Here is an 11,608-nt window from a genome sequence, read left to right as displayed (position 1 = left end):
GGCGGGGACGCTGCTCAAAGTCAATATTCGCGAATACGGCATGTATATCGCTCTGTTCGTTATCATTGTCATTTTCTCCATCATGACAGATGGCTTGTTCATGTCTTCCCGTAACATCAGCAACCTACTGGATGCAACGGGATATACAGCCGTATTGGCGGTCGGCATGACGCTCGTTATCGTCATTCGGCACATTGACCTGTCCGTCGGCTTCGCGGCTGGCTTCATGGGCGCTATTGCCGCCATACTTATGACTCAGGCGGGAGTTCCTTTCTACCTTACGATTCCGATCATTCTCGTGCTTGGCATCGTCATCGGGATGTTCAATGGCGTGCTCGTCGCATCGGTCGGAATTCCTTCCTTCGTCTCGTCGCTCGCAGCCATGCTGATTTTCCGCGGCGCGCTGCTGCAAGTGACGGAGAAGACGGGCACGATCAACGTCACGAGCGATCATTTTAACGCTATCGGCAACGGCTTCGTTCCAGAAATTACGGAAGTGGGCGGCCTGAAGGTGCTCTCGCTCATTCTCGGCCTTGTCATTATCTTGTTGTACATTTACTTTGAGTTCAAGAATCGTACCAACAAACAGAAATACAATTTCGAAGTCGTCTCCAAAGGAATCTTAACGGTTAAGCTTATCTTCGTATCGGCGATAATCGCTTACGTGACGTGGAAACTGTCCGGCTACAACGGCTTCTCGTGGACCGTTATCATCGTGTTAGGCGTCGTGCTTATCTATCACTTCTTGACGACGAAGACGGTGCTCGGCCGCCATATCTATGCGGTCGGCAGCAATCCGGAAGCGGCTCATCTGAGCGGCATCAATGTCAAGAAGATTACCTATATCGTGTTCGGCTCAATGGGTCTGCTCAGCGCGCTCAGCGGCATCCTGTATACTTCGCGCCTTCAGTCGGCATCCACAACGGCTGGTACGCTGTTCGAGCTTGATGCGATCGCGGCTGCTTATGTCGGCGGCGTATCGGCAGCAGGCGGCGTAGGTAAAGTAACGGGCTCCATTATCGGCGCAATCGTTATGGCATCGCTGACGAGCGGCATGAACCTGCTCGGAGTCGGCATTTCCTACCAATACATGATCCGCGGCGGCGTCCTCGCCGCAGCCGTCATCTTCGACGTCATGACGCGTAAGAAGAGAGGATAAGGAAGCGGAGTCATTGGCGTTAGGCTTCACGCGCTTTGTAAAGAAGCGCACAACGCGTCAATTCGCCGCACTGCGAGCCGCTCTCGGCCTTGCCACGGAATCCGTGCAAGCCAGGAGCGGCTTGATTTGTTTGTTGTTGGCTAGTATCTGTACTCAAGCAGCCGTGTTAACGGACTACATGGACTTTAATAAGTCATATAGATCAAAATAAATGGGTAACGGACCACGCAGACTTTATTCACCTCAAAATGATACTGAAGCGGTACAAACAGGTGGAATAGAGTCACCTTAGTCCGTAAGCGCGCAAAAGTGGTTAAATATCGTCCAATAGAGTCACCATAGTCCGTTAGTGGGGAGAGATATCGTCTTGCATCGTAGATGCTTGACTGAATCGTGTATTCAAGGTGTTAGAGTTCCGTATCCGCCGTGCTAACTGACTAAACGGACGTTAATATGTCATATTGATCGAAATGGACGGGTAACGGACCACACTGACCCTAATCAGCTCAAAGTGATATTGAAGCGGTACAAACAGGTGGAATAGAGTCACCTTAGTCCGTAAGCGCGCAAAAGTGGTTAAATATCGTCCAATAGAGTCGCCTTAGTCCGTTAGTGGAGAGAGATATCGTCTTGCATCGTAGATGCTTGACTGAATCGTGTACTCAAGGTGTTAGAGTTCCGTATCCGCCGTGCTAACGGACTAAACGGACGTTAATATTTCATATTGATCGAAATGGACGGGTAACGGACCACACTGACCCTAATCACCTCAAACTGATACTGAAGCGGTACAAACAGGTGGAATAGAGTCACCTTAGTCCGTAAGCGCGCAAAAGTGGTAAAATATCGTCCAATAGAGTCACCATAGTCCGTTAGTGGGGAGCATTTGTTAAGTAACTAATGATACCCGACATTTTTAGCTAATCCTGCCTTAAGGAAAACGTGCGGTGCCGCTGTTTCCCGCTTGCGACGACCAGTTGATCGTAATCAACTAACGCGTATAAGATTCGCCTCGCATGGCGGTCTGTCACGCGTAGATGTCCCGCCAACTCTGATGGCGCAAAGGGACGCAATAAACGCCGAGCAAATCGAACGGCTTCGGCTTCGAAGGCACTTAGATAAGCTGGTACGTGCATTGATACAAACTTGCCGACGAAAGCGAGCACAAGCTGTTGGCAGCGCCAAGGTTCTTCTTTAATCGACGGATAAGCAACGGGGAGAAAGATCCACTCATTGAGAGCCAAGAGGCTGTGCCGCCAGCACAAATCTTTAAACCGTTTCACTTCGAGATCCCGAGCATGCGAGCCATAGCCTTGAATCTCGAACCCTCCTTTAACACCGCCGCCAGGCATGTAGGCCAGATCTACATAGCGGTAACCGCTGTTGAAGTCGCGAACCTCCCATTCGGGGTATAAGTGATCGAAATTACCTACCGCGGGAAACCAAATATGCCGCAAAAATTCGACCGTACCATGGCCTAGACCTTTCTCCAATAACTCACGTCTGCGATGATTAACCTCTTGATTAATTTGCTGCAATAGCCACTCTTCATACTTGAGTTCGAAACGTCCCATTACGATCCTCCTTATTAGTCCTCGATAGCACGCAAAAAAGCCGCCCCGATACGAAGTATCGAAGCGGCGTGTGCTTCACGACCGAATGTGATGCTGTTTTGTTTGCCCATAGTGTATCTTGATTTTATAAGTCGCGCAATAGGCTCGGATGATTTGTTGGGACACAGCAGCAGTTTCGGTGTTCTAACGAACCTCAGCGACCTTATCCTGCTTACGTGTAGACGTTGGGAATGTGACGAACCCCATACATCTTATTTACTTCCAAACGCCGTTGGAACGCGTGGATCAAGCTGAATAGCATGATTTGAGTTCGTTAGCTTGGGGAAACGGCCAAGCAGCGTACAATAGTGTCACCGAGGTTCGTTAGAGGAGTAAATGCGGCATTTAGTCGCACTGTAGCACCCTCTGAGTTCGTCACGTTCAGCATTTGCCCGTAATGACGCAATATCGTCAGGTCAGCCCGATAAGATCGGCGATTAGGCCAGATTTTGCCGAAATATCGTGGGATGGAACGAATTTTCTTTGTCGAAATGCACGAGAAAATAAGACTCTGACTAGACTGCTTGTTCCATCGAGTGATATGATGGAATCGGGTGATGAAAAGGATGAACAACGAGACGACCAATGAAGAATTTAAAGGCAATCAAACAGCTGAACCTGATCCGCAGTTGGTTGAGCTGGTCAAGGCTGTTCATCATAACTGCCTTGTAGCACTGCGTATGCATTACGACGAAGTGGATGGAAATGTGGTAACACAGGAGATGTACGGTCCTGTATTTATTTATCACGTGAAGAACGATTCGGGTCAAATTTATTCCTGCGGTTTCTTCCTGCGCGAGCTGGTCAATCGATTCCAATCCGGCAACGATCCGGCGGAATGGCTTGCTTCCTTCTTCGTAGAGCTGATGAAGCAGGAGGGCGGAAGAGGAATTCCAACCCCGCCGAGGAACGAAGACGAAGCCAAATTCATCGTCGACAAAGTACTCGTACCGCAATGCGTAGCGTTAATTCGCGAAGAATTCGCTCCAGAGCCTGTACACGTCGACCTAGCGCTGCATGACAAATTTGGTCCGGTCCTTGAAGCAGGATTCCCATCTATTGTCGAAGGCAATAATGTTTGCGCTTTCCCGCTGCATCTGCTGGTTACGCACCTGCTGCTGAACCGCGATCCTGCGGAACTGCTCATTCAAGGTCTGTACAATATTCGTGAAGAACACGGCCTTCAGTAACATCATTACTTATCATCGCAAACGATACGATGTAAGCTAACCACGTCCTCGGGCGTGGTTTTTTCTATAATAAAACACAACAAAAAAGCCCTAGGCACACCTAGAGCTGTTGACGAAGGCGCTTACAATTTGCTTTTGAGCGATAACAAATATTTGAGTGCGATTCCGAAGGCACCTACATAGTAGCCTGTCAGTACGATCCAGCCTGTCGAGTCGAGTGCAGAGATGCCTGCAAGCAGCAACAGCGGGAATACGTAGTAGAGCGTATCTTGCAGGTAGCTAAGGATTAGCGACGGCGTAAAATCTTTCGTGCGAAGCGCATGATAGAGACCGACGAGGAAATCGAGAGCCATGAAACCAAGTACGATCCAGAGCGTATACAGCATCCAGCCTGTGAGCAGCATTGTCATTATGCATCACCTCCTTGTAGGAGGAGTGGTTTGTTTTTCTAATCTATCATATGTAGCAGGAGGTGCATTTGCTCGGGACAACTATACCATTTTGGAGATTATTGTTGAATTGAAGGTGCGGTTGTAAAGGGATTGGATACGAACGCGCCGCATCTTAACTATTGACGACAATTAATATTGAAGGTGAGAAATAATTCCAATACAATAGATTTATCACGTAATAGGGTGAATTTTACAACGATGAGAGGTAATAACGATGATTTTCAAAAAAGATGATCCCAAATCAGTAGAAGAAATGGAGCAAATGAATCAAAACATTCAATCGCTGCATAACAAAATAGATTCACTTACCGATCTTATGCAGACGATGCGCCAAGAGTTTCATAACCGTGAGCAATTCATGCTGCTTGAGCTGCAGCAGCTGCGTCAAATGGTGTTGATGGGCGCACAGCAGGCGATACCGTCAACGCTAAGTAAAGGAATGAGCACCTATGTCGAAACTCAGAACCCGGTAAGGGAACGAAACGCACCGCGCGACAAGCAGCCACAATATCAGGTAAGCGGAGCGATTGCACAACGAATTGCACAACTCGGAATCCCTTCTCATATAAAAGGATTTGCTTACATCAATACAGCGATTCAACTGTATCAAGAAGATCCTTCTTTAACGATGAGACAAATAAGTGTCCTTCTCGCCCCTCGGTATAAAACGACTCCAAGCCGAATTGAGCGAGCTATACGACATGCCATTGAAGTTGGTTGTAATCGGGGACATTTCCGTGAGCTTTTCGATGGCAGACAGCCTTCGAACGATGAGTTTATTCGTGTTTTAAGCAGAACTTCTTAATTTGTCTTTATTCCTGCTTTTGTTATGATGAGTGTGTAACCGACCAAGTGATTGGAGCGGGATTCGAAATGGCGAAGCTGACACCGTGTTTTTACTCAGAGGATGCCAGGACGCAGGCTGGTTTCTACGTGCAGGCGCTCGGCGGGCAGATTAACGACCAGATGACGTATGGACAAGCGCCAGGAACAGATGAAGCGCTTAAAGATCGTATTATACATATGTCGTTTACAGCTGCAGGCGTTAACTTCTTCATTGCAGATTCCATGCATGAGCCGCCAGGACGCAGCAGCGGTTATGACTTGAATCTAGAATTCAAGACGGATGAGGAAGCACAGCGTGCATTCGCGAATTTGTCGGAAGGCGGCCGAGTTATTATGGCGCTCGAGAAACAGTTCTGGGGCACGTTGTTCGGACGTCTAGAGCACAGGTTTGGCATCAAATGGCAAATCAGCACGGAGGCGCAGCAGCCACAGTCGTAATGGGTTGAATTAATCAGATCGAAGCTCAACGCGAATGGCGTTGAGCTTTATTTGTTTGAAATAGACAGTGAAAACAAGCGCATTAAAGTAGGTTATTGCTGCAACATTTTTCCCGAAATAACGTCGGTATAGAAGAATATTGACAGAGTTCGTCAGAGAGGGGCATTTCACTTGCAAGTATCCTCATACCGCAAACGTTATTCTTTTCTAATCGCATCATGTATGGCAGTCAGCCTCTTATTGTCCTCCTGTGGCGTCAAGAATGAAACATCCAAAACGCAGGATATGAAGCCGCAGACTGAACAAGTAGACAGCTCCACAGGATCTTCTGATTCATCGACTGTGAAGGACAGTACAGCGCCAGGTGATCCGGAATCGAAGGTGATCGCCTCTATTCCGGAGCGTAACATCTATATGTATGGCCTCGATAACGGGGTTGAGCTTCGTGTCGGGGACCTCGTTCAACAATATGATTGGATCTATAATACGCCCAGAGGAATTGAACCTAGATTAGCTGTGAAAGACTACGATGGCGATGGCCATAATGAACTCGCCGTCATTCTATATGTTGGATCTGGTACTGGCGTTTCTCTAGAAGAGCTGCATATGATCGAGATGGAGGAAGATCCGAAGCTGCAGGACCGTCAATTCATGGAGAATGACTACTTGGATCAGGTGAATCCCGCCATCTCTTTCAAACCAATCAAAGAAGCGGAAGAGCTGATAGCAGAAGTGAAGGTCGGTTCTAAGAAAACAGAAGTTATTATGAAGAAATATTATGATCATGATGAGTTTGGAGCGGTTAGGAAACAATTAGGAATTCGGGATGTAGTTGGATTTAGCTTCGATGACAATAACGATATTAAGGCGAGGTTTGGTGTTCCGTTCTTATTCGAGAAGATTGCATCGCCGCAGTACTTTGGTGATTTGAATGCTGATGTTTCATATCACGATGGGCAATTTACGTTGTCGAATTTCGAATTTATCGCTGAAGAGAATCTATAGTGCACAGAAGGATATTCATTCTCCGCGAACAGCACTTGACAGATTGAACGGTTGAAGCTTAAAATCTAACCAATTAGTTAGAATTGTTGCGAAGGCGGGAGCGGGCATTACACAGAAGGAACGGAAGTCGAAGAAAACATATGATGCTGCGCGAACAAGGGAGATCATTCTTGACGCGGCGGAACAGATTTTTGCGGATCAGGGCTTTTCGGCCGCTCGTATTGATGCCATTGCCAGCGCTTCGGGTTATAACAAAAGCCTGATCTATCAGTATTTTACCGATAAACTGGGATTGTACATGGAAGTTGTCAAGCGTGCCGACCAGCTAGGTGATCAGATGCTTGCAGATGTGTCGGGCGATCTCTTGAATGACGAGCGGCTTACGAAGGATGCAGGAAAGTTTAGATTGTTTCTTGAGACGGTCGTACGCAGTACGTATGACTTCTTAGTGCAAAACCCGCGATTCTTGAAAATCTACTCGTGGGAAGCAGCTGAAGGTTGGCGCACGTGGAATCAGATTTCATATCGGCCAGACGATATTACGCAATTGCTCAACCTGGCTAAGCAAGCGAAGGAGAATGGACTGCTTAGAGCGGGTCTAGACCCTTATTATTTGCCGATACTGCTGCTCAGCAACGTGGGCTTCTCCATGCAGCATTTCTCTCGCTTCAATATTGATGTGACAGGTGATGGGCAGCTGGATGGTGAGTCTGGAGCGGGCGGCAATTCTATGCATGCGCGGGAGCAGCTCGTTCAATTCGTTGTTTACGGGATAATGGAGCCGTCTTTATTGTAAAGAAATAAAGGCGGTATTTTTTTAACCGAAATATAAATAACTAGTTAGTTTTAAAAATGAAAGGTGATGATGAATGTGCTCAACATGCACAACAGTAAGACCAGATGGTGGGTGCTCGGCGTGATGGCGCTAAGCGTTCTGACGATCGGACTCGATACGACAGTGCTCAATCTGGCGCTTCCGGTACTCGCATCCGATCTCAAAGCATCGACCAGTCAGTTGCAATGGTTTGCCAATGCCTACAACCTAGTACTGGCAGCTATGCTGCTGCCTGCGGGAATGTTAGGAGATCGGTATAGTCGCAAAAAGCTGCTATTTCTATCACTTGTTATGTTCGGCGCAGCATCGGTCGCATGTGCGTATTCGACGACCTCTGAGGCACTCATTATTTCTCGGGCAATACTTGGCCTAGGGGCTGCGCTCCTTATGCCGTTGTCACTGTCGTTGGTTCCGTTCTTGTTCTCCGAGGGAGAACGTCCGAAAGCGATGAATTTATGGGTAATGGCTAGTGCGCTTGGACTTCCCCTAGGTCCAATTATCGGTGGATGGCTGTTGGAGCACTACAACTGGGGAACGATCTTTCTAATCAATGTGCCCATTATTCTAATCGCGCTTATTGCGTTAGTAGTGCTGCTGCCTGAGTCTACTGCTGAGAAACAAAAGTTAAAGGTTGATTGGCGGGGAATCGTGACGTCGAGCTTGGGCTTGGCGGCTATTACGTACGGCGTAACTCGATCGGGCGACGAGGGCTGGGGTGATGGAATTACATTAGCCTCGGTTATTCTAGGTGTATTGCTTCTTGGTGTGTTCATCTGGCTTGGTCGTCGGACGAAACATCCGCTCGTTGATCTGAAGTTATTCAAGCGTGCAGGCTTTACATGGGGGGCTGGAATGGCAACCCTGGTCAATTTCTCACTCTTCGGGATTCTGTTCGGATTGCCGCTATATCTGCAAATTGTGCAAGGTTTTAATGCCCAAGCAGCCGGTCTACGGTTGCTGCCGCTCATAGGAGGGGTCGTCGTTGGTTCTAGGTTGTCGGGACTGCTATCGGCTCGTGCAGGCGATAAGGCAGTAATAGCGTTAGGTTTTCTAATCGTAGCGGCAGGCTTTGGACTGGGCGGTATGACGGAAGTATCGACGGGATATGGCTACACGTCTGTCTGGGTTGTGTGCATTGGTGTTGGTCTAAGCTTTGTTCTGCCTATCTCTATGAACGCTGCATTGGGCACATTGCCCGAAGAGCGGGCAGGTGTAGGCTCAGCCGTTATTATGGCGATGCGTCAGATTGGCGGAACGATTGGCGTAGCGTTCTTAGGCTCGCTGCTCAACAGCATCTATAGCAGCCATGTGGATGTAAGCAGCTTGCCAGAAGCGACAGCAGAAGCCATTCGCCATAACGTATCGTCCGGCGCTATGACAGCTGGCGAGATGAACTCATCTTCACTCCTTGAGTCGGTGCATGAAGCGTTCGTAAGCGGATTGGATGCAATGTTATTCGTTTGCGGCGGTATCGCAATCGCAGGGATTGTGCTGACGATGCTATTCTGGCCGCGGAAGGTTGAAGTGGGTAATACGAGTGGGGTAGAGCAGCAGAAAGTGTTCCAATAAAGGGACAATGACAATGACAAAGACAAAGCAAAGCCCTCGATTCGAGGGCTTTGCTTGCTGTCTATAGGTGCCGCCGTATAGAATACAGTTCGGCTATTGAAGTTATATTACGGTGCTGTACCCCAGACAATCGAGCCGTTCTGAGACAAGACAGCTTTGCTCCAATCTACGAATGAGGTTTTGGTGCCATCATAGGAATAATCGTTGTTCTCGTTGAAATTGGACCAATCGGTCTTAGCCATCCGCAATTGGATTTCACCGCTTTGCCCGCCCGCTGGAATGGAGCCTGCTCCAGAGGTGAAGCTGAGCTCAACGTAAGTGTCGGCATTCGTTCCCGTAGCTGAGCCGAATGAAATGCTTACGTTCGAAGACCCAACTTGCGCCCAATCGATCCAGCCATTCATTGCGGCCGTGCCATCCTTGGTGAAATAATACCGGATTTTCAGCGTGCTGAGGTTAACGGAGGTGCTTCCCGTATTTTTGATAATGAAGGATGCTTTAATTTGATTGTCGGTTGCATTAGTATCAGCGGTGCGGTACTGAACGATTAGGCTGCTTGTTGTGCTGGTTCCGCCAGTTGGTGATGCGTTTGCTTGTGCGGAATTGGCACTGCTGCCCATACTGTTCGATGCGCTGACGACGTAATAGTACGTGGTGCCGTTCGTCAGACCCGTATTCACGTAGCTTGTTGTCGTAACGGTCGCGACGTCTGTGTAAGGGCCGCCCGAGACGGTCGCGCGCTTCACCGTATAACTCGTGGCGCCGGATGAAGCGGTCCATGCGAGCGTCACCTGTGCATTACCCGCCGTAGCGGTTAGACCTGTTGGCGCTGCCGGTATCTCCATCGAAGCTCCGCTCGTCGGAGTCGCGCTCGCCTGTGTAGAGTTGGCGCTGGTACCAGCGCTATTCGATGCACTGATCACATAATAGTACGTTGTACCATTCGTCACGCTCAGATCCGTATAGCTGGTTGACGTAACGGTTGCGATGTTCGTGTAAGGACCGCCTGACACAGTAGCTTGTTTCACCGTGTAGCTCGTGGCGCCTGTCGAAGCTGCCCAAGAGAGCATAACATGCGAATCATGGCCCATCGTGGACAGGCCGGTTGGTGCTGCAGGCGCTTGGGTCGCTGCACCTGCAGGCGTTGCGCTTGCCTGTGTGGAGTTTCCGCTAGTACCAGCGCTATTCGAAGCGCTTACAACATAATAGTACGTCGTACCGTTCGTCAGGCCGATGTCCGTGTAGCTCGTCGACGTAATTGTAGTCACGTTGGTATACGGACCGCCCGAAACGGTCGATCGCTTCACCGTGTAGCTCGTTGCGCCGGACGTGGTCGCCCAAGAGAGGGACACTTGCTCATTGCCGGATGTTGCAGTCAGCGCTGTCGGTTCCCCAGGTCGTGTCGGGTTTCCTGTAGCCGGACCGACTTGCTGCCATGCTTCGTTCGTGCCTGGCTGCTGGCCAATCGTATACCATCTTGCCTGCCAGACATAGCCGTTGTAAACGACTTGTTCACCCGGTTGATACGGTCGGATCACGCTCCAATCGCGAATCGCGCCGAACCGGTTTGGATCGCCAGCGTAACCAGGCGCAGGTGTTGTTGGTTGTGAATGGTCAATGGTTAAGTTCACGTCTATCGCTTGATAGAAAGCGTTGATCGTATCGAAGATGTCCCATACGCCGACGATGACATGATATCCTTCCCGGTCGTTCGGAATGACGCAGTCATGATAGACGTCGTTCGGCGGAATCGCGCCGTTGTCCTCATAACGGCAGAATAGCTCCAAATCCGCGCGAGTAATCGGTTTGTTCGGATCCCAACCTGGCTTTGTAATGTAGTAGTCCCAACGGTTCGTGCTGTGGTTGGCGACGATTGACCAGTGGAACGTAAAGGGTCCGCCGCTCATGTTGACTTTGGCCCAGCGCGTTGCGGTCTGTGCAAACAGCGGCTCGTATTTGCCTCCGCCTGTGATCTGGCCATCCGGCACGCCGATCTCAGGGAAGTCACCTCGGCCTTCCACGCTCCAAGGCTCATACTGAACGGCTCCGCAATTCTGATTCACGCCGTCCATGCATAAATCCGCTCGGCTGTCATCCACCCATCCATGTGCCCATGCGCGATCCGCGAAAAGCAGAGAACAAGCCAGAAGCAGAAGTAAAGCGCCTGACCCCCATACAAGCCTCGTCATCTTGGATGATTGCTGCTTCAACAATAATTGAAACGTCATTCATTCTCCTCCCTTATTCATAGACTTAGCGGCAGCGGTGTGACTAGACGATCGCTGAAGTTATTGCGATTACTCACCTCCTTTCTGAGATCAAATCATAATGTGATCAGATAGATATACAGAAACAAGCTGATAGGATATATAAAGCTGATAGATTGAATAGGGAGCAAATAGGGGGGATGGTCACAGCTATGGAGATTATAGTGATATTGTACACAGCGAAGACATTCAGCAATGTTCTTTTGGTAACTTTATCCATGTTCTAATTGTTGC

10 protein-coding genes and 1 pseudogene are annotated in these 11,608 nt (G+C 49.1%); 8 read left to right on the top strand and 3 right to left on the bottom strand.

The features are described from left to right. Positions 1–40: 40 nt before the first annotated feature. Entirely contained in the window at positions 41–1,159 is a 1,119-nt protein-coding gene (locus H8B09_RS12930; RefSeq protein ID WP_224753644.1) for a sugar ABC transporter permease, read from the top strand. A gap of 920 nt (positions 1,160–2,079) precedes the next feature. Here H8B09_RS12930 and H8B09_RS12925 read toward each other — a convergent pair. Next, entirely contained in the window at positions 2,080–2,733 is a 654-nt protein-coding gene (locus tag H8B09_RS12925) for a transcriptional regulator (RefSeq protein WP_191203950.1), read from the bottom strand. 605 nt (positions 2,734–3,338) lie between these two features. On the opposite strand from H8B09_RS12925, the gene H8B09_RS12920 reads away from it, so the two are divergent. Then, the gene (locus H8B09_RS12920; protein ID WP_191204519.1) at positions 3,339–3,962 is read left to right on the top strand and encodes a hypothetical protein; all 624 of its coding nucleotides are present in this window, start codon (positions 3,339–3,341) and stop codon (positions 3,960–3,962) included. A gap of 122 nt (positions 3,963–4,084) precedes the next feature. Here H8B09_RS12920 and H8B09_RS12915 read toward each other — a convergent pair whose 3' ends face one another. Then, positions 4,085–4,372, bottom strand: a complete 288-nt coding sequence (locus H8B09_RS12915) for a hypothetical protein (RefSeq protein ID WP_191203949.1) — start codon at positions 4,370–4,372, stop codon at positions 4,085–4,087. Between the two features lie 256 nt (positions 4,373–4,628). On the opposite strand from H8B09_RS12915, the gene H8B09_RS12910 reads away from it, so the two are divergent. From H8B09_RS12910 to H8B09_RS12890, 6 genes and pseudogenes are all read left to right on the top strand, one after another. Then, positions 4,629–5,219: a sporulation initiation factor Spo0A C-terminal domain-containing protein gene (locus H8B09_RS12910; RefSeq protein WP_191203948.1), complete on the top strand. Its 591-nt coding sequence runs from the start codon at positions 4,629–4,631 to the stop codon at positions 5,217–5,219. 68 nt (positions 5,220–5,287) lie between these two features. Next, positions 5,288–5,698, top strand: a complete 411-nt coding sequence (locus H8B09_RS12905) for a VOC family protein (protein ID WP_191203947.1) — start codon at positions 5,288–5,290, stop codon at positions 5,696–5,698. A gap of 171 nt (positions 5,699–5,869) precedes the next feature. Then, positions 5,870–6,703: a hypothetical protein gene (locus tag H8B09_RS12900; protein ID WP_191203946.1), complete on the top strand. Its 834-nt coding sequence runs from the start codon at positions 5,870–5,872 to the stop codon at positions 6,701–6,703. 82 nt (positions 6,704–6,785) lie between these two features. Further along, a pseudogene (locus H8B09_RS31250) lies at positions 6,786–6,995 on the top strand (TetR/AcrR family transcriptional regulator); the annotation flags it as partial. Positions 6,996–7,001: 6 nt separating this feature from the next. After that, positions 7,002–7,499: a hypothetical protein gene (locus H8B09_RS12895; RefSeq protein ID WP_263576135.1), complete on the top strand. Its 498-nt coding sequence runs from the start codon at positions 7,002–7,004 to the stop codon at positions 7,497–7,499. Between the two features lie 84 nt (positions 7,500–7,583). Next, positions 7,584–9,107, top strand: a complete 1,524-nt coding sequence (locus H8B09_RS12890) for an MFS transporter (protein WP_191203945.1) — start codon at positions 7,584–7,586, stop codon at positions 9,105–9,107. Between the two features lie 107 nt (positions 9,108–9,214). Here the strand turns inward: H8B09_RS12890 and H8B09_RS30465 are convergent, their stop codons facing one another. Further along, a complete protein-coding gene (locus tag H8B09_RS30465) occupies positions 9,215–11,335 on the bottom strand; it encodes a cellulose binding domain-containing protein (protein ID WP_224753568.1) in 2,121 nt (706 codons plus the stop codon). Positions 11,336–11,608 lie beyond the last annotated feature (273 nt).

The organism is Paenibacillus terricola, assembly GCF_014779765.1.
GTDB classification, from domain to species: domain Bacteria; phylum Bacillota; class Bacilli; order Paenibacillales; family Paenibacillaceae; genus Paenibacillus_T; species Paenibacillus_T terricola.
The sequence above is the reverse complement of the archived record's forward strand: the minus strand, read 5'-3'. Positions and strand labels throughout refer to the sequence as shown.